Raw genomic sequence first — 18,941 nt, 5'->3', positions numbered from 1 at the left:
GGCCAACGCCTGTCGCGGCTAAAGCCCCTCCCACGAATGCCTCCGAGGGCCCGAGCATGAGCCGCACCCCCGACACCTGGATTCTTACCGCCCACTGTCCGAGCGTGCTCGGTACCGTGGATGCGGTGACGCGCTTTCTGTTCGAGCAGCGCTGCTACGTCACCGAGCACCATTCGTTCGATGACCGGCTGTCCTCGCGCTTCTTCATCCGCGTCGAGTTCCGCCAGCCGCAGGATTTCGACGAGGCAGCGTTCCGCGCCGGTGTGGCCGAGCGGCTGGCGCCATTCGGCATGCAGGTCGAGCTGACCCCGCCAGGCTATCGCGCCAAGGTGGTGCTGATGGTGTCCAAGGCCGACCACTGCCTGAACGACCTGCTCTATCGCCAGCGCATCGGCCAGTTGGCCATGGACGTGGTCGCGGTGGTGTCCAACCACCCGGACCTCAAACCACTCGCTGACTGGCACGGCATTCCGTATCACCACTTTCCCCTCGACCCCAACGACAAGCCCGCGCAGGAGCGCCGGGTGATGCAGGTGGTCGAGGAAACTGGCGCCGAGCTGGTGGTGCTCGCCCGCTACATGCAGGTGCTGTCCGCCGACCTGTGCCGCAAGCTGGACGGCCGGGCGATCAATATCCATCACTCGCTGCTGCCCGGTTTCAAGGGGGCCAAGCCGTACCACCAGGCGTACCAGAAGGGGGTCAAGCTGGTTGGCGCTACCGCGCATTACGTCAACGACCACCTCGACGAGGGGCCGATCATCGCCCAGGGCGTGGAGGCCGTAGACCACGCTCACTACCCCGAGGACCTGATCGCCAAGGGCCGCGACATCGAATGCCTGACCCTGGCGCGTGCAGTCGGTTATCACATCGACCGCCGCGTGTTTCTCAACGCTAACCGTACGGTGGTGCTCAACGCCTGAGGGTAATCGGTAGGGTGCGCTGCGCGCACCGGGAGGCAACGCAAAGACATTGGTGCGCATAGCGCACCCTACGGAACCCGCCCTGCCAGCTTTCAACGGCGGTTTCCGGCAACAGACGAAAAAAGCTCCAGTGCAAGGCCGCGCGGCGTCAGTCGCGTCTTGTGTCCACAAAAAGAAAGGAGAGTTACGTATGTCTGATAATCGTGGTGTGGTTTACCTCGGCGCGGGCAAGGTCGAAGTACAGAAGATCGACTACCCGAAAATGCAGGATCCGCGCGGCAAGAAGATCGAGCACGGGGTCATCCTGAAAGTCGTTTCCACCAACATCTGCGGCTCCGACCAGCACATGGTGCGCGGTCGTACCACCGCTCAGGTCGGCCTGGTTCTGGGTCACGAGATCACCGGTGAGGTGATCGAGAAGGGCCGCGACGTCGAGCGTCTGCAGATCGGTGACCTGGTTTCCGTTCCCTTCAACGTCGCCTGCGGTCGCTGCCGTTCCTGCAAGGAGCAGCACACCGGCGTGTGCCTGACCGTCAACCCGGCGCGTGCCGGCGGTGCCTACGGCTACGTCGACATGGGCGACTGGACCGGCGGTCAGGCCGAGTACGTGCTGGTGCCTTACGCCGACTTCAACCTGCTCAAGCTGCCGGATCGCGACAAAGCCATGGAGAAGATCCGTGACCTGACCTGCCTGTCCGACATTCTGCCCACCGGCTATCACGGCGCCGTTACCGCTGGCGTCGGCCCGGGCAGCACCGTCTACGTCGCCGGTGCCGGTCCGGTCGGTCTGGCCGCTGCTGCCTCGGCCCGTCTGCTCGGCGCTGCCGTGGTCATCGTCGGTGACCTTAACCCGGCCCGTCTGGCGCATGCCAAGGCCCAGGGCTTCGAGATCGCCGACCTGTCGCTGGACACGCCGCTGCACGAGCAGATCGCCGCGCTGCTGGGCGAGCCGGAAGTCGACTGCGCCATCGACTGCGTGGGCTTCGAGGCCCGTGGTCATGGCCACGAAGGCGCCAAGCACGAGGCTCCGGCTACCGTGCTCAACTCACTGATGCAGGTCACCCGCGTCGCCGGCAAGATCGGTATCCCCGGTCTGTACGTTACCGAAGACCCGGGCGCGGTGGACGCTGCGGCCAAGATCGGCAGCCTGAGCATCCGCTTTGGCCTCGGCTGGGCCAAGTCGCACAGCTTCCACACCGGCCAGACCCCGGTGATGAAGTACAACCGTGCGCTGATGCAGGCCATCATGTGGGACCGCCTCAACATCGCGGAAATCGTTGGCGTACAGGTCATCAGCCTGGACGACGCACCGCGTGGCTACGGCGAGTTCGACGCTGGCGTGCCGAAGAAATTCGTCATCGACCCGCACAAGATGTTCAGCGCGGCGTGATGCCGAGCAGCGTGGTCCGGTGCTGTTGCGGGCCACGCGTGTTTGCGTTGGCGGCGCGCTGCGTGCGCCGCAGATAGGTTTACGGCCAGGCGCATTGGTCCGCGCCTTCTTCTTTGGGAGCCTTCGGGCTCCCTTTTTTCGTTGCAAGAATCATGCGGCGCGCGATACAGGCGATTACTGCATTTCGCGGCTGAAGCGCAATGCCGCCCAGCCGCTCCTACAAGCCGTATTTCTTCACCTTGTCGAACAGCGTGGTCTTGGCCAGGCCCAGTGCCTGCGCTGCCTGGCTGAGATTGCCGTCGTGGCGCTCCAGCGCGGCGGCCAGCAGGTTGCGCTCGAAGGCTTCCACCGCTTCGTTGAAGCCGGGGCCGGTGCTGTCGGCCAGGCCACTTTTCTTGAATACCGGCAACCCCAGGGCGAAGCGCTCGGCGACGTTGCGCAGTTCGCGCACGTTGCCGGGCCAGTCGTGGGCCATCAGCGCGGCCAGGGTCTGCCTATCGAGCTCCGGTACGGAGCGGTCGAAGCGCAGTGCGGCCAGTTGCAGGAAGTGTTCGAACAGGAGGGCGATGTCCTCGCGACGCTCGCGCAGCGGTGGCAGTTCCAGGGTGACCACGTTGAGGCGGTAGTAGAGGTCGCTGCGAAATTCACCGCGCTTGCCCAGCTCACCGAGATCGGCCTTGGTGGCGGCGATCACCCGGCAGTCCACGGCAATCGGCTGGTTCGAACCCAGGCGTTCCAGGCTGTGTTCCTGCAGCACGCGCAGCAGCTTGATCTGCAGGTTGATCGGCATGCTTTCGATCTCGTCGAGGAACAGGCTACCGCCATCGGCGTGTTCGATCTTGCCGATGCGACGTTTGCCTGCGCCGGTGAAGGCGTGCGCTTCGTGGCCGAATATTTCGCTCTCGAACAGGCTTTCCGGCAGGCCACCGCAGTTCAGCGCGACGAACTGCTTGGGCTGGCGCCGGCTGAAGTCGTGCAGGCAGCGGGCGATCAGTTCCTTGCCGGTGCCGGTTTCACCCTCGATCAGCACGTTGGCGTTGGTATCGGCGACGTTACTGATCAGTTCGCGTAGTTGCTGCATGGCCGGCGAACGACCGATGATGCGTTGCTCCAGCGCCTGGCGCCCGGCCAGTTGGCGACGCAGGGCGTTGACCTCGCGGGCCAGGCTACGCTGCTCCAGGGCGCGGCGGGCGACATCCACCAGGCGCTCCGGTGAGAAGGGTTTTTCCATGAAGTCGTAGGCGCCATCGCGCATCGCGCCGACCGCCATGCCGATATCGCCGTGGCCGGTAATCAGTACCACCGGCAGGCTCGGGTCGCGCTGCTTGAGGCGCTTGAGCAGTTCCAGGCCATCGATGCCGGGCAGGCGAATATCGCTGACGACGATGCCGGCGAAGTCAGCGTCGATCTGGGCCAAGGCTTCCTCGGCGCTGCCGACGCCAATGCTGGTGATGTCTTCCAGCGCCAGGGCCTGCTGGCAACCGAGCAGCACATGGGGGTCGTCTTCGACGATCAGGACGGTGAGGCTGTCGCTCATGGTTGCGGCTCTCGCGGGTAGGGCAGGCTGAGGACGAAGGCGGTGCCGCCTTCCTCGGGATGGCGCACGGTGAGGCTGCCGCCTGCTGCTGCGGCCAGGCTGGCGGAGAGCGTCAGGCCGAGGCCCAGGCCCTGTTCGCCGGGTTTGGTGGTGAAGAATGGCTCGAACAGATGCGCGCGGGTTTCCGGGGCGATGCCAGGGCCATTGTCGCGCACCTCCAGTAGGTAGTGCTCGGCCTCGCGGCTGCCGCTCAGCCAGATTTGCCGATCGGTCTGCGCCTGCAGAGCATCCAGGGCGTTACTGAGCAGGTTGACCAGGATCTGCTCCAGGCGAATCTGCTCGATGGTCAGGCGCGTCTCGGCGAACGCCTGGTGGATCTGCACGCGGGTGCGCTGCAGGCGCGGGTGCAACAGCAGCAGCGCCGCGTCCACCGCCTGCTGTAGCGAAGCCTCGCCCTGATCACCGGTGCGGCGGGCGAAGGCGCGCAGGCTGGCGGTGATCTTGCCCATGCGATCGACCAGCTCGGCGATGTTCTGCAGGTTGCTGCTGGCGACATCCAGGGCACCACGCTGGAGAAAACGCACGGCATTGGCGGAGAGTGTGCGCAGTGCTGCCAACGGCTGGTTCAGTTCGTGGGCGATGCTGGTGGACATCTGGCCGATCACCGCCAGCTTGCCTGCCTGCACCAGCTCGTCCTGGGCTTGGCGCAGAGTGGTCTCGGCTTGCTGGCGCTCGCGCACTTCGGCCTGCAGGCGTTCATTGCTGGCTTGCAGGTCGGCGGTACGCTCGGTGATCTTGCGCTCCAGCTCGTCGTTGGCCGCCTGCAGCGCCTCGCGGGCGGCCAGGCGGGTGGCGATGACCTTGCGCCGCTCGTTCCAGGCGATCAGCAGAAAGGCCAGCAGGGCCGCTGCCACGGCTGCCAGCATGCCGTGGCTCATGGCCGCGCTGCGCTGTTCCTGCAACGGGCTGAGCAGGGTCAGGTGCCAGGGCGTGTCTTCCAGGCGACGGGTCTGTAGCAGGTAGTTGGCGGGTACGCCGGCGGTGGCGAAGCTGACCTGTTCGATGCCGTCGTCCACCGGCGAGCGGTTGAACAGCTGCAGTTCTTCCAGCGCTGCCCAGTGATACTGCAGGCTGCGCGCCAGGCGCTCCTTGGTGGCGTCGTCGAGCGGGCGCACGGATTTCAAGCGCACCATCGGATCGCTGGCGAGGATGATGATGCCGTTCTCGTCGCTGACGTAGGCTTCCAGCAGGGCACGCTGCCAACGCTCTTCGAGCGCGTCGAGACGTACCTTGACCACTGCCACGCCGATGATGCGCTTGCCGTCGCGCAGGCCATGGGCGAGGTAGTAACCGGGTTCGCCGGTGGTGCTGCCGATGCCGTAGAAACGGCCCGGGCGGCCCTTGATGGCGTCCTGGTAATAGGCGCGGAACGACAGGTCTTCGCCCAGGTAGCTGTCGGCCTCGTCCCAGTTGCTGGTGGCGATGACCCGGCCGTCCGGGTCGAGCACGTAGATGGCCAGGCTGCCGCTGCGTTCGTTGAGGCCCTGCAGGTACACGTTGACGTGATGACGACGGTAGGCCGTGGGCGCCAGCAGCAGGCGCGAGACGTTGCCTTCCAGCTCCAGCAGGCTGGGCAGGTAGGTGTATTTGGTGATTTCACTTTCGACGGCGCGAGCGTTGAGCTCCAGCTGGCGCTCACCGTTCTCGGCCAGCGCACGGATACCGGCGCGATCGCTGATGTGATAGCCGGCGTAACCGCAGCCAAGCACCAGCAGCAGGAACAGCAGAATCAGCGACAGGTGGCGGAGCAGGCGCGGTTTCACGGTCAGATCGGCGCGAGAAGGGGCGGGCAGGCATTGCATCATAGTCCTCCCCAGGCTGGCCAGATATGTGGATGTGTAGCCCGGATGCAATCCGGGAAGCCGTGAGCGGTCATCCCCGGATTGCATCCGGGCTACGTCAGGCGCGACAGGTCAGTGCTGGAGGATCTTCGCCAGGAACTGCTGGGCGCGCTCGGAGCGGGCGTTGATGTCGCCAAAGAACTCCTCCTTCGGGCAGTCCTCGACGATCTGCCCGGCGTCCATGAAGATCACCCGGTCGGCGACCTTGCGGGCGAAGCCCATCTCGTGGGTTACGCACATCATGGTCATGCCTTCGTGAGCCAGCTGCACCATGACGTCGAGCACTTCGTTGACCATCTCCGGGTCGAGCGCCGAGGTCGGTTCATCGAACAGCATCACCACCGGGTCCATGGCCAGGGCACGGGCAATGGCGACGCGCTGTTGCTGACCACCGGAGAGCTGACCCGGGTGCTTGTGCGCATGGGCGGCCAGGCCGACGCGGTCGAGCAGGGCCAGCCCCTTCTTGGTGGCTTCTTCCTTGCTGCGGCCGAGCACCTTGATCTGCGCGATGGTCAGGTTCTCGGTGATGGTCAGATGCGGGAACAGCTCGAAGTGCTGGAACACCATGCCGACGCGCGAGCGCAGCTTGGGCAGGTTGGTCTTCTTGTCGGCAATGGAAGTGCCGTCGACGTTGATGTCACCCTGCTGGAAGGGCTCGAGCGCGTTGACGCACTTGATCAGGGTCGACTTGCCCGAACCGGACGGCCCGCACACCACGACCACTTCGCCCTTCTTCACCTCGGTGCTGCAATTGGTCAGCACCTGGAAGTCCCCGTACCACTTGTTGACGTTCTGGATGGAAATCATACGGCTAACCTTTTTTGCAGGAGCTTGACCAGGCGCGAGGCGGCGAAGCTGACGGTGAAGTAGACCAGGCCGGCGAAAATCAGAAACTCATGGGGCTGGCCGATGATGTCGCCACGCGAGCGAGCGGCGTTGAGGAAGTCCATCAGGCCCACGGTGTACACCAGCGAGGTGTCCTGAAAGAGGATGATGCTCTGCTGCAGCAGCAACGGTGTCATCTTGCGGAACGCCTGCGGCAGGATGATCAGGCGCATGCTTTGCCCGTAGGTCATGCCCAGGGCCGAGGCGGCGCCCATCTGGCCCTTGGGGATGGCCTGGATGCCGGCGCGGACGATCTCGCAGAAGTACGCCGCCTCGAACATCACGAAGGCCACCAGGCACGAACTGAACGCACCCACCGGGGTGTCCTCGCCGGTGATCCAGCGCAGGATGAACGGCACCGCGAAGTAGAACCAGGTGATCACCAGCAGCAACGGGATCGAGCGGAAGTAGTTGACGTAGGTCGCGGCGATGTTCGACAGCAGCTTGCTGTGCGACAGGCGCATCAGCGCCAGCAGGGTGCCCAGCACCACGCCGCCGAGCACGCCCAGCACCATAAGCTGCAAGGTGACCAGCATGCCGTCCCACAGGCCCGGCAGTGCGGGGATGATCGATGAGAAGTCCATCATTTACCCCCTACCGAAATCAGGCCGGGTACGGCGACCTTCTTCTCGATCATGAGCATGATCATCATCAGGCTCATGTTCAGGGTGAAGTAGATCAGCGTGGCCAGGGTGAAGGCTTCGAACAGGTTGGCGCTGAACTCGGCGGTCTGCTTGGTCTGCGCCAGCAGTTCCATCAGGCCGATCAGCGACGCTACCGAGGAGTTCTTGAAGATGTTGAGGAACTCGCTGGTAAGCGGTGGGATGATGATGCGGTAGGCCTGTGGCAACAGCACGTTGGTGTAGATCTGCGGCAAGCGAAAACCCATGGCGTAGGCCGCGGCGGTCTGGCCCTTGGGCAGCGCCTCGATACCGGTGCGTACCTGTTCGCAGACTCGCGCTGCGGTGAACAGGCCAAGGCACACCACCACCGACAGGTAGGCCGAGGTGGCCGGGTTGAGATCCTGCTTGAACCACAGCTCCAGTGGTTCGGGCAGCAGGTCGGGCACCAGGAAGTACCAGAGGAACAGCTGCACCAGCAGCGGCACGTTGCGGAAGATTTCCACGTAGGCGGTGGCCAGGCCGGACAGCCAGCGGTTCGGCAGGGTCCGCATCACGCCGAGCAGCGAGCCCAGCGCCAGGGCGATGATCCAGCCAGCCAGGGCGATGGCGATGGTCCAGCCCAGGCCGGTGATAAACCAGTCCAGGTAGGTTTCGCTGCCGATGCCGGTGGACTTGAAGTAGATACCCCAGTCCCAGTTGTAATTCATTACGGTTTCCCCTCTTGTGAGGACAGGATCTGCTGCGCGTCGTCGCTGCGCGACCCGGGTACGGCTATGTTGGCGAAGCGTGAAACGCAGGCAGCACCTGCCCGTCTCCGTCCAGCGGAGGGCTCGGCTTCGTCAGGAATTAGGTTGGGGAAGCCGTTGGCTTCCCCGGAGTCCCCGCGCCGTCACGCCTCGTGAGCGTGGCGGCGCATCACCGTCAAATCTGTTCTGCGGATTTGTCGGTCGGGTTGGCGATCAGCTTCTTCAGCTCGTCGCTCATGGGGAAATTCAGGTTCAGGCCCTTCGGTGGGACGGGCTGCTGGAACCACTTGGTGTAGATGTCGTTGATCTCGCCGGAGGCGAAGGTGGCGCTGATGGCCTTGTCGACCACTTGCTTGAAGCCGGTGTCACCCTTGCGCACCATGCAGCCGTAGATCTCGAAGGATTGCGGGGTGCCGACCACAGCCCAGTCATCCGGCTTCTTGGCCTTGGCCATTTCGCCGGCGAGCAGGGCGTCGTCCATCATGAAGGCGACGGCGCGGTTGGATTCGAGCATCAGGAAGGACTCGCCGTGATCCTTGGCAGAGATCACGTTCATGCCCATTTTCTTCTCGGCGTTCATTGCCTTGATCAGGCGTTCGGAGGTGGTGCCGGCGGTGGTCACCACGTTCTTGCCCTTGAGGTCGTCGAAATCGTTGATGCCACTGCTCTTCTTGGCCAGCAGGCGGGTGCCCACTTCGAAGATGCCAACGGAGAAATCGACCTGCTGCTGACGCTCGATGTTGTTGGTGGTGGAGCCGCACTCCAGGTCCACGGTGCCGTTCTGCACCAGCGGAATGCGGGTCTGCGACGTGACCAGGTTGTAGCGTACCTTCAGATCCGGCATGCCCAGCTCCTGCTTGATCGCCTCGACCACTTTGAGTTGCAGGTCATGGGAGTAGCCGATCGGCTGGCGCGAGTTGTCGCCGAAGTAGGAGAAGGGGATGGACGAGTCACGGTGGCCCAGGGTGATGGTGCCGCTGTCCTTGATCTTCTTCAGGGTACCGGTCAGTTCCTCGGCGATCACCGGAGTGGAAAGGAAGGCGGCGGCAATGGCCACGCTCAGTACACGGTGGAAGGTACGCATGAATCGAGTCCTCGATGTTGTTGTTGTGATGGCACGCAATGTCACTTTGCTTAGGGAAGGTCTACTGCATTCCTGCAGTGACTTGAGCAGGTTGTGTGCCAGTACTTTCGAGGTGTTCGGGTTTTGTTTAAGTAATTGATTTTTATCGGGTTACTTTGATTTATCCAAAAGACTTTGATCATCGCCCGTTCGCTCTTCCGACTATCTCGCAGTGGCGCATTCGGAAAACCGAACGCGACCTGCACGCAGTCGCCAGTCAGCCGTGGTTTTCGCTGCGCAACTTTTCGATGCGTTTGTCCTTGGCCAGCCAGAGGTTCGAAACCCAATCCTGCACCTGCTGGCGGAAAGCCGGGTCGTTCTCGTAGTCGCCCTGATACAGCGCCGGGTCTAGTTCGAGCGTCTGGATATCCATGATCACCTTCGGCACCTGGCCGCTGAGCAGCGCCCAGAAGCCCGGCACCTGCTTGCCGGGATAGACCAGCGTGACGTCCAGCACGGCATCGATCTGCTCACCCAATGTAGCGAGTACGAATGCCACACCGCCGGCCTTGGGCTTGAGCAGGTGGCGGTAGGGCGATTGCTGCTGCGCCTGTTTGGCCGGAGTGAAGCGCGTGCCCTCCAGATAGTTGACCACCGTCACTGGCAGGCGCTTGAACTTCTCGCAGGCGGCCCTCGTGATCTCCAGATCCTTGCCCTTCATATGCGGGTTCTTCTGCAGGAATGCCTTGGAGTAGCGCTTCATGAAGGGATAGTCGAGCGCCCAGAAGGCCAAGCCGAGAAAAGGCACCCAGATCAGTTGCTGCTTGAGGAAGAACTTGAAATAGGGCGTCTTGCGGTTGAAGGCCTGTACCAGCGCCGGGATATCGACCCAGGACTGGTGATTGCTGATCACCAGATAGGAGCGGTCGTTGCGCAGCTCGGCATTGCCGCGGATATCCCATTGCGTCGGGGTGAGAAGGGCGAAAATGCGTTTGCAGTTCTCCGCCCAGAATTCGGCTACCCACATCACGCCCCGCGAGCAGGTATCGCGCGCCGCCTGGCCTGGCAACACGAACTTGGCCAGAGCAATCAGCAGCAGCGGGCCGATCAGCAGCAGGGTGTTGCTTAGCAGCAGGACTATATTGAGTAGGCCAGTCAGCAGGGGACGCATATCAACTCCTTGGCGGGCGCAGGTCAGCCATCATAAGCACCAGAAGAATCTGGCTCAAAATTACGCCTGGTGGCCTATAGCCATTTGGTGCGGAAACCTTGATGCTGATCAGTGTGGAACGTAAGGGGATTGTTCGACGATTCCGAGGTGTCGCGCTCGAGCTGTCCCGCCAACTTGCTCTGGATTATCTCGATGTTGAAACGCATTGCGGTAGCCGATCTGCGTATCGGTATGTATGTCCAGGAGTTTTGCGGATCATGGATGGACCATCCATTCTGGAAGTCAAAATTTCTTCTCAATTCACCACAGGATCTGCAGCGTATCCGCGCCAGCAGCATCGGAGAGTTGTGGATCGACGTCAGCAAGGGCCTGGATGTCGAGGCCGGTGCCGTTGTCAGCACCGAGGCAGAGGCGCAGAAGGAGGTCGAGGCCACGCTGATGGCAGCGGTGCAGCCTCGTAGCACCGCGCTGAGTGCATCGATGGATGCCGAATTGGAGCGCGCCGCCAAGCTCTGCGCCCGCTCCAAGCAGGCGGTGCTGAGCATGTTCGGCGATGCGCGCATGGGCAAGGCGCTGAATTTCGAGCAGGCCGAGTCGCTGGTGGAGGAAATCTCCGATTCGGTGATGCGCCACCCCAATGCCTTGATCAGCCTGGCGCGACTCAAGCATGCCGACGAATACACCTACATGCACTCGGTGGCGGTCTGCGCACTGATGATCGCCCTCGCACGGCAGCTTGGTCTGGGCGAGGGGGCAGTACGCGAGGCAGGCCTCGCCGGGCTGCTGCATGACGTAGGCAAGATGGCTATCGATCAGGACGTGCTGAACAAGCCCGGCAAACTCAGTGACGCAGAGTTTTCGGCGGTGCGCCGCCATCCCGAGGCCGGTGGCAAGATCCTCCTGGCCGGCAAGCAGGTCAGCGCCCTGGTGCTGGACGTCTGCCTGCATCACCACGAGAAGGTCGACGGTAGCGGCTACCCGCATGGCCTGCAGGGCGAGCAGATCAGCCTGTTCGCCAGAATGGGCGCGGTCTGCGACGTTTATGACGCCATCACCTCCAATCGTCCCTACAAGCAGGGCTGGGACCCGGCCGAGTCGATCCGCAAGATGGCCGAGTGGAAAGGGCATTTCGATGAGGAGGTGTTCCAGGCCTTCGTCAAGACCGTCGGTATCTACCCGGTTGGTGCGCTGGTGCGTCTGGAAAGCGGACGTCTGGCGGTCGTGCTGGAGCAGAATGCCAAGTCGCTGCTGGTGCCGAAGGTCAAGGCTTTCTTCCTCGCCAAATCCAAGGTGCAGATTCCACCGGTGCTCATCGACCTGAGCAAGGCGAACGCTCAGGACCGCATCGTCGGGCGCGAGTCGGCAGCTGCTTGGGGTTTCGAGCATCTGGACGAACTCTGGAGTGGCATGCCTCAGCCGCGAGCACGGCGGTAACGCTTTGTCATCCTTGTCGGGGAACACCGCGGGGCAGGGGTAGTCGGATAACGGGACTTCCATTGCACAGGAGTGCCGACCTTGAAATACGCCCTGTTTCTGCTGGCCGCTGCAATCAGCCTGCCGACCATGGCCAACCAGCAACCCGATCTCTACGGCCGCTACGAGCTGATCAAGCTCCCCGCCCTCGGCCAGACCCTCAAAGCCAAGATGGATACCGGTGCTATGACCGCCTCGCTATCGGCCAAGGACATTGAGCCGTTCAAGCGCGATGGCGAAGACTGGGTGCGTTTCCGCCTGGCTGTAGAGGGTGCCGAAGATACGGTTTACGAGCATCCGCTGGTGCGCATCGCCGAGATCAAGAAGCGCGCCGAAGAGAGCGATGCCGAGGCTCAGGAAGTCGCCTACTCGCAACGCCCGGTGATCGAGATGCCGATCTGCCTGGGTGAAGAGGAGCGCACCATCGAGGTCAACCTGACCGACCGCAGCACGTTCAGCTACCCGCTGCTGATCGGTGCCAGCGCCATGCGCGATCTTGGTGCGGCCGTGAACCCGGCGGAGCGTTACACCCGCGATCGTCCGCAATGCTGAGCAAATTGTCGCATTTCAGAAAAGGCTGATAGTCATTGGCCATTACACTCCTTAAGAGTGCCCCGTAACGACTAGCTGCCCAAAAGGGGCGGCGGGCCTGCTTTTTGCTAAGTGCAATTCCTTGCCAGGCCTGTAGGCCCTTTAGGTCGCTGAGGTGTCGCTATGACGGGAGTACTCAAGCCGGGTGTACGGCTGCTACAGCGTTTCAGTTTTGCCCACAAATTCCAGCTGGTGTTTCTGTTGTTCGCGCTTCCGCTCGGATACGCGTTGTGGATCATCGGCAGTGACTACCTGTCACGCCTGCAATCGATCGACTACGAAGTGGAAGGCGCACAAGCGCTGGAGCGCATGGCGCGCGTGCAACAGGAGCTGATCGCCCAACGCACCCTCCTGGCGCGCTGGAAGGGGACCGACAAGTCTGCCGAGGGCCTGCTGCAGCAGCGTGAGGCGCAGCTCGACGAAGCATTGCAGCAGGCCGCCGAACCGCTGCAGAGCAGCCTGGTCAGCGATCAGGCGCGACAACACTTCCAGGCCCTGCTGGGCGAGCGTGACGGCCTGCGTGCGGCCGGTCTGGCCAAGGTGGCGCTGCCCGATGCCTTGGAGCGGTACCAGAAGGCACTGCTTTACCTGATCGCCCTGCGCGAGCAGGTGGCCACCGACAGCACCCTGATTCTCGATCCGCGCCTCGACACCTACCTGATGATGGAGCAGATCACCTACATCATGCCGCGGCTGCTCGAGCAGCTCGGCACCTTTGCGGCGCAAGGCCATGGCGCCGTGGTCTCGCAGCATTTCACCCTGCAGAGCCGTGTGCTGATCCGCGACCTGCGCCGCAGCCTGGACGAGCAGCGTGCGCAGCTGGTCAAGGCGCAAATCACCCTGTCGCGCGAAGCACCGCAGGCCATGCGCCAGCTGAGTGCCCCGTTCGACGCGTCGCTCAAGGCGTTCGACGACTTCCTCGCGCAGATCGACCGCGACATGTTCGAGGCCAGCCCCATGGCGCTGACTCCCGAGCAGTTCGTGCAACGTGTCGAAGTACTTGAAGGCCAGTTGCAGGCTCTGCAGCAGGCGGTCTACCAGCAGTTCAGCGCCAGCCTCGGCGACTATCGGCAACAGGCACTGCAATCGATGATCGAGGTGATCGGTGCTTTCAGCATTCTGACCCTGCTGGCGATGTACGTGCTGATGTGCCTGAATGCCTCGATCCGCATCAGCACCAGCAACATCATCGATGCGGCGCGCGGTCTGCGTGACGGCGATCTGCGCGTGCGCATGGAGGTCAATGGCCGTGATGATCTCGCCGCCATCGCCCAGGCGCTGAATACTGCGGTCGAGCAGATGCGCGACTCGCTACAGGGGGTCAACCGCGAAAGCCAGCAGCTGGAAAGCACGGTGCAACTGCTGGGTGGCCAGGCGCGTGACACGCTGGACGCCGTCGAGCAGCAACAGGCGCAGATGAGCCAGATCGCCACCGCGGCCACGCAGATGGCGGCGACCGCGCAGAGCGTCGCGCAAAGTTGCGAACAGGCCGCCCTGGAAGCGCAGCAGACCCGCGAGGTGGCGCTCAGCAGCAACCAGCGCAGCGAGCGCACCAGCGCCAGCATGCGTCATCTCAGCAGCCGTCTCGGCGATAGTGCCGAGGCGTTGCAACAGCTGCGCGAACAGACCCAGCAGATCAACCGCGTGGTCGAGGTGATCAAGGGCATTGCCGAGCAGACCAACCTGCTGGCGCTCAATGCCGCCATCGAAGCTGCACGCGCAGGCGAGGCCGGGCGCGGCTTCGCCGTGGTCGCCGACGAAGTGCGCTCGCTGTCCAAGCGTACTCAGGACTCGACCCAGGAAATCGCCCAGACCGTGGAGAATCTGCAAAGGGTGGTTGGTCAGTCGGTCACCCTGATGGAAGACGCCTGCAGCCAGGCCGATGGCGATATCGGCAGCGTGCTGGCCATGGGCGACGAGCTGCAGAACATCGTCGACTCGGTACAGCGCGTCAGCGACCGATTGGCGCAGATCGCCACCGCTGCCGAGCAGCAGGCGGCCACGGCCGACGAGGTCAGCGGCAATATCCAGCAGGTCGATCAGGCCGCCGGGCAACTGCTTGATGGCGCCCAGGCGGTCAGCAGTGCCGCCGAGCAATTGCGCAGGGGCAGCGAAGGGCTGGCGCACAATACCGGACGATTCAGCCTCGACTGAGCTGACCGCGGCGGCCAACTCTGCTAAAAACGGATAACAACGAAAGGAGCCGCCCGCATGAAAACCGTCGCAGAAGTTATTCGCAGCAAAGCCCACACCTCCGTTTACAGCGTCGACAGTGAGGATTCGCTGCGCGACGGCTTGCGCATCCTCGCCGAGAAGGGGATCGGAGCGCTGGTGGTGCTCTCCGGCGGGCGCCTGGTCGGCATCGTCAGCGAGCGTGATTACGTGCGCAAGGTAGCGTTGGCTGACCCCTCCATGCTCGACGCCAAAATCAGTGAAATCATGACTCGCGAGGTAATCAGCGTCGGTCCGCGCGACAACCTTCAGTACTGCATGGAACTGATGACCGAGCGCCGCCTGCGCCACCTGCCGGTACTGGCCGAGGGCGAGCTGATCGGCCTGCTGTCCATTGGCGACCTGGTCAAGGAAACCATCGCCGAGCAGGCCGACCTGATCCGTCAGCTGGAGCAGTACATTCGCGGCGAGATTCCCTGAGCGAAAACCTCGTGGGAGGCGCTTTCGACTCTGGCATCCTGCTTCGTTCTACCTCCTGCATCCATGCAGTCGCAGCGGTACTTGTCGCGTAGGACAGGTGCAACCCGCCAGCCACCTTTGGCGGGCTGCACCCGCCCTACGCTATAGCCCGCTTGACGCATGATCCAACCCCCGGCAGTCTGCCGCCGTCGCCCCACAGGTGCAGGACGCCCGATGCCGCAGATACTCATAGTCGAAGACGAAGCCGCGATTGCCGATACGCTGGTCTATGCCCTGCAGGCCGAAGGCTTCGTCACGCATTGGTCGAGCCTCGGCAGCGAGGCGCTGACGCTGCTGGAAAGCGGCGCCTTCGACCTGGCCATTCTCGATGTCGGCCTGCCCGATATCAGCGGATTCGAAGTGTGCAAGCGCCTGCGCCGTTTCTCCGAGGTGCCGGTGATCTTCCTGACCGCGCGCAGCGAGGAAATCGACCGTGTGGTCGGGCTGGAAATCGGCGCCGATGACTATGTGGTCAAACCTTTCAGCCCGCGTGAAGTAGCCGCCAGGGTCAAGGCCATCCTCAAGCGCGTGGCGCCGCGCGAAGCGCAGGCAGTCAGCGCGCCGAGCATCTTTCAGATCGACGATGCCGCTTTTCGCATTCACTACCACGGCCAGGCCCTGAGCCTGACCCGCCACGAATTTCGCCTGCTGCGCACACTGCTCGGTCAGCCACGCCGAGTCTATTCGCGCGAGCAGTTGCTCGATGCCCTCGGTGTTGCCAGCGAAGCCGGCTACGAACGCAACATCGACAGCCATATCAAGAGCCTGCGGGCCAAATTGCGCGCCATCGCCCCGAGTGAAGAACCGATCCAGACCCATCGCGGGCTCGGCTATAGCTACGAGCCAGACATCTAGAGGCTCTTACCATGCCGTTGGGCGTACGCATCTTTCTTGTCTACTTCCTTTTCGTCGGTCTGGCCGGCTGGTTCGTGCTGAGCACGGTGATGGACGAGATCCGCCCCGGCGTGCGTCAGAGCACCGAGGAAACCCTGGTCGATACCGCCAACCTGCTGGCCGAGATCCTGCGCGACGACGTCAAGTCCGGCACCCTCGGCCAGGGTCGCCTGCACGAGGCGCTGGAGGCCTATGGCCGGCGTCAGCCGCAGGCGAGCATCTGGGGCGTGACCAAGGCCGAGGTCAACCACCGCATCTACGTCACCGATGCCCAGGGCATCGTTCTGCTCGACTCCACCGGCTTGGCAGTGGGCCAGGACTACTCGCGCTGGAACGACGTGCTGCTGACCTTGCGCGGCCAGTACGGCGCCCGCTCGACCCGCGAGGTTGCGGACGATCCGGATTCTTCGGTGATGTACGTGGCAGCGCCGATCAGAGACGGCGAGCGGATCATCGGTGTGGTTTCGGTGGCCAAACCCAACCGCACCCTGCTGCCCTATATCGAACGTTCGCAGAACCGTCTGAGCTGGCTCGGTGCCGGGCTGATCGGTCTTGGCCTGCTGATCGGCGCGGCGCTGTCCTGGTGGCTGAGCGCTGCCCTGGGCAAGCTCACCCGCTACGCCCAGGCGGTCAGCGAAGGCCGGCGCGCCGAGGCACCGAAGGTACGTGGCGGCGAACTCGCGCAACTGGCCCAGGCGGTCGAGCGCATGCGCACCGAGCTGGAGGGCAAGGCCTACGTCGAGCGCTACGTACACACCCTGACCCACGAACTGAAGAGCCCACTGGCCGCCATCCGTGGCGCTGCTGAGCTACTCGACGGCGACATGCCCACCGAACAGCGCCAGCGCTTCGTGGCCAATATCCAGCAGGAAAGCGCACGTCTGCAGAACCTCATCGAACGCTTGCTGCACCTGGCTCAGGTGGAGCAGCGCCAGGGCCTTGAGGAACGCGTGGCGGTGCCGCTGGTGCCACTGGTAGACGAACTGCTGCAGGCGCAGCAGGTACGCATTGCCGCTGCAGGTCTGCAGATTGAGCGGACGCTGCCAACTGGCCTCAGTCTGCGCGGCGAACGATTCCTGCTACGTCAGGCGCTGGCCAATCTGCTGGACAACGCCCTCGACTTCACCCCACCTGGCGGACGCATCTGCATTGTCGCCGAACGCCAGGGCGAGCGTATCGTGTTATGTCTGTTCAACCAGGGCGAAGCCATCCCCGACTACGCCCTGGCGCGCCTGACCGAACGCTTCTACTCGCTGCCGCGCCCCAATGGCGGCCGCAAAAGCACTGGCCTGGGCCTGAACTTCGTGCAGGAAGTCGCCGAGTTGCATGGCGGCGAGCTGCATATCGGCAATGTCGAAGATGGTGTGGAAGTACGTCTGACGTTACCTACGTAGCGGCCCTGTGGATGGGCACTACTGTGCGTTGGGCATGTTTTCCACAAAGGTCGCCTCTACTCTTTTCGAGACGAGCATGTAAGGCACCCACACCACCGCGCTGAACAAGGTTCGTGCGAATTCCTTGGTTGTATCCGGATCGAACACAGGCTGGTCGGTAAGGATAAGTGAACCTAACCAGGCATCAAAAGGAATGAAGATCAGGGAAATAGCGATTGTGGCGATGAATACCTTGGGGAAGAGATAGTGTTTTGTGAAGAACAGATAAAGCAGGAGCACGGAGGCTAGCAACATCAATGAGTTGAAGAGGGCTTCGAAAACCAGCAGCGGTCCCCAGAGCCAGTGGTAATGCTCGGTGCCGGGAGTCGTGAGTATTCCGAAGGTTCCATCAGTGAAAACCGAATAGAACATCGGTCCGTACGTGATGGAAATTCTGAGCGGGGTGATGATCAGACCAAGTCCTACCAAGATCAACCAGCCACCCAATCCCTTTAGTTTTGCATTGTCGCTCATGTCATATCCTTGTGATGTGTGCCTGATGGCCGAGTAATGCCGCGCCATGAAATGGCGGCGACTTTGAACGGCTTTTAGCGGTTACAGCTCCTGATCTGGATTGTAAACAATGAAGTGTGGCGAACTCTCGAAGCGCTTGTCTTGGTCGGATGGCTCTGGGCGCTGTATGAAAAGTGCCTGAACTCGACGACTTTCGTACAAAACCTAGGCCGGCAGATGGCAAACCGCTTCGATGTTGTGCCCGTCCGGACCAATGACGAACGCGCCGTAGTAGTTCGCGTGGTAGTGCGGACGCAGCCCGGGTGGACCGTTGTCCTTTCCGCCAGCGGCCAGCGCGGCTGCATAGAACTCATCCACTTCCGTGCGGCTCTGGGCCGTGATGGCGATGTGAAGATGAGCGGGCCTTTCGGGCGATTCGGAGAGCCAGAGCGACGGCTTGCCGTTGCGTCCGATTCCGATGCCTGAAGGTCCTTCCATGGCGATGGTCACGCCCAGCGGTTGCAATGCCTTCAGAAAAAAGGACTTGCTTTCGGCCAAGCTGGTGACGCCAATGCCCAAGTGATCAAACATATCTCTCTCCACGTGGATTAACACTGGACGCTGATTACACCTTAATCCCTGTAGGGTAGGCCTTAGCCCATCCCTGTAAGTGAAACGAACGATTCGAACCTGCCGTAACCCTTTATCACAGAAGCGCTTCCACCTCGTCATAGCGTTCAGCAACTTTCAAGAGCGCTTCGGCCCACCCGCGACTAAGACTAACTTCTTGCAGTGGTCCAGTAGGCGCGAATAGTGCCGTGAGCTTGGCTTTTCTAGAAAAGCTTCATGTTTGATTGGCGAGGCGAATGATGCGATCCATGGTCAACTGTCAGTCATAACCCCCTCGCGGTGCGGGTTTGGCTTCTCTTGACTTTCGTTTTTTTAAGCAGAAATCAATGGCAGCGTATATGGCGATGACCACGCAAAATAATATCAGTGCGTAGGCGAAGAAATTATCGGTCTCGAGGGATCTTGTGATTGTCTCGGCGATAAATGCAGAGATGACCAGGGTTATGATGAATCTGATTCCGGTGCCTATTGCTGATAGGTATTCATTTGCGATTTTTTGTGGGTCCATTGTTGTATCGCTTTAATGCTTGGTGGTGAGAT

At 62.3% G+C, this 18,941-nt stretch carries 17 protein-coding genes; 8 read left to right on the top strand and 9 right to left on the bottom strand.

Features of this window, described 5'->3' with window-relative positions; translation table 11 throughout:
• Nucleotides 1–56: 56 nt before the first annotated feature.
• Together purU and fdhA are read left to right on the top strand one after the other, a co-directional pair.
• Entirely contained in the window at nt 57–920 is an 864-nt protein-coding gene (gene purU, locus EL191_RS21725; protein WP_041980215.1) for a formyltetrahydrofolate deformylase, read from the top strand.
• Nucleotides 921–1,110: 190 nt separating this feature from the next.
• A complete protein-coding gene (gene fdhA / locus EL191_RS21720; RefSeq protein WP_012019956.1) occupies nt 1,111–2,310 on the top strand; it encodes a formaldehyde dehydrogenase, glutathione-independent in 1,200 nt (399 codons plus the stop codon).
• A gap of 217 nt (nt 2,311–2,527) precedes the next feature.
• On the opposite strand, the gene aauR is transcribed toward fdhA, so the two are convergent.
• From aauR to EL191_RS21685, 7 genes are all read right to left on the bottom strand, one after another.
• Nucleotides 2,528–3,847 carry a two-component response regulator AauR gene (gene aauR, locus EL191_RS21715; protein WP_041980214.1) on the bottom strand — a complete coding sequence of 440 codons (1,320 nt, stop codon included), beginning with the start codon at nt 3,845–3,847 and terminating at the stop codon, nt 2,528–2,530.
• Entirely contained in the window at nt 3,844–5,712 is a 1,869-nt protein-coding gene (locus EL191_RS21710) for a sensor histidine kinase (RefSeq protein ID WP_041980213.1), read from the bottom strand. The genes aauR and EL191_RS21710 overlap by 4 nt, the downstream gene beginning before the upstream one ends.
• 108 nt (nt 5,713–5,820) lie before the next feature.
• The gene (locus tag EL191_RS21705) at nt 5,821–6,555 is read right to left on the bottom strand and encodes an amino acid ABC transporter ATP-binding protein (RefSeq protein ID WP_013717488.1); all 735 of its coding nucleotides are present in this window, start codon (nt 6,553–6,555) and stop codon (nt 5,821–5,823) included.
• Nucleotides 6,552–7,220, bottom strand: coding sequence for an amino acid ABC transporter permease (locus EL191_RS21700; RefSeq protein WP_026042149.1), 669 nt, complete (start codon nt 7,218–7,220; stop codon nt 6,552–6,554). The genes EL191_RS21705 and EL191_RS21700 overlap by 4 nt, the downstream gene beginning before the upstream one ends.
• Nucleotides 7,217–7,963: an amino acid ABC transporter permease gene (locus EL191_RS21695; protein ID WP_041980212.1), complete on the bottom strand. Its 747-nt coding sequence runs from the start codon at nt 7,961–7,963 to the stop codon at nt 7,217–7,219. Before EL191_RS21695 ends, EL191_RS21700 begins: the two co-directional genes overlap by 4 nt.
• Before the next feature lie 214 nt (nt 7,964–8,177).
• Complete coding sequence (locus EL191_RS21690; RefSeq protein WP_041980211.1) at nt 8,178–9,086, bottom strand: glutamate/aspartate ABC transporter substrate-binding protein; 909 nt, start codon at nt 9,084–9,086, stop codon at nt 8,178–8,180.
• Nucleotides 9,087–9,342: 256 nt separating this feature from the next.
• Entirely contained in the window at nt 9,343–10,236 is an 894-nt protein-coding gene (locus tag EL191_RS21685; RefSeq protein ID WP_041980210.1) for an acyltransferase, read from the bottom strand.
• A gap of 192 nt (nt 10,237–10,428) precedes the next feature.
• On the opposite strand from EL191_RS21685, the gene EL191_RS21680 reads away from it, so the two are divergent.
• From EL191_RS21680 to creC, 6 genes are all read left to right on the top strand, one after another.
• Nucleotides 10,429–11,670 carry an HD-GYP domain-containing protein gene (locus EL191_RS21680; RefSeq protein ID WP_026042148.1) on the top strand — a complete coding sequence of 414 codons (1,242 nt, stop codon included), beginning with the start codon at nt 10,429–10,431 and terminating at the stop codon, nt 11,668–11,670.
• An 81-nt stretch (nt 11,671–11,751) separates the two neighbouring features.
• Entirely contained in the window at nt 11,752–12,261 is a 510-nt protein-coding gene (rloA2, locus tag EL191_RS21675) for a retropepsin-like aspartic peptidase RloA2 (protein WP_017363082.1), read from the top strand.
• Nucleotides 12,262–12,423: 162 nt separating this feature from the next.
• The gene (locus EL191_RS21670) at nt 12,424–14,454 is read left to right on the top strand and encodes a methyl-accepting chemotaxis protein (protein WP_041980209.1); all 2,031 of its coding nucleotides are present in this window, start codon (nt 12,424–12,426) and stop codon (nt 14,452–14,454) included.
• 57 nt (nt 14,455–14,511) lie between these two features.
• Entirely contained in the window at nt 14,512–14,952 is a 441-nt protein-coding gene (locus EL191_RS21665) for a CBS domain-containing protein (RefSeq protein ID WP_017363080.1), read from the top strand.
• Nucleotides 14,953–15,165: 213 nt separating this feature from the next.
• Nucleotides 15,166–15,846, top strand: a complete 681-nt coding sequence (creB, locus tag EL191_RS21660) for a two-component system response regulator CreB (RefSeq protein WP_041980207.1) — start codon at nt 15,166–15,168, stop codon at nt 15,844–15,846.
• Between the two features lie 11 nt (nt 15,847–15,857).
• Nucleotides 15,858–17,279, top strand: coding sequence for a two-component system sensor histidine kinase CreC (gene creC, locus EL191_RS21655; protein WP_013717478.1), 1,422 nt, complete (start codon nt 15,858–15,860; stop codon nt 17,277–17,279).
• A gap of 18 nt (nt 17,280–17,297) precedes the next feature.
• On the opposite strand, the gene EL191_RS21650 is transcribed toward creC, so the two are convergent.
• Both EL191_RS21650 and EL191_RS21645 read right to left on the bottom strand, forming a co-directional pair.
• Complete coding sequence (locus EL191_RS21650; protein ID WP_041769588.1) at nt 17,298–17,792, bottom strand: DUF2569 domain-containing protein; 495 nt, start codon at nt 17,790–17,792, stop codon at nt 17,298–17,300.
• Between the two features lie 204 nt (nt 17,793–17,996).
• The gene (locus EL191_RS21645; RefSeq protein WP_013717476.1) at nt 17,997–18,362 is read right to left on the bottom strand and encodes a VOC family protein; all 366 of its coding nucleotides are present in this window, start codon (nt 18,360–18,362) and stop codon (nt 17,997–17,999) included.
• Between the last annotated feature and the right edge of the window lie 579 nt (nt 18,363–18,941).

This window comes from Pseudomonas mendocina, from assembly GCF_900636545.1.
Taxonomy (GTDB): Bacteria; Pseudomonadota; Gammaproteobacteria; order Pseudomonadales; family Pseudomonadaceae; genus Aquipseudomonas; species Aquipseudomonas mendocina.
Note: the sequence above shows the minus strand (reverse complement) of the source record. Positions and strands in the feature narration are given on the sequence as shown.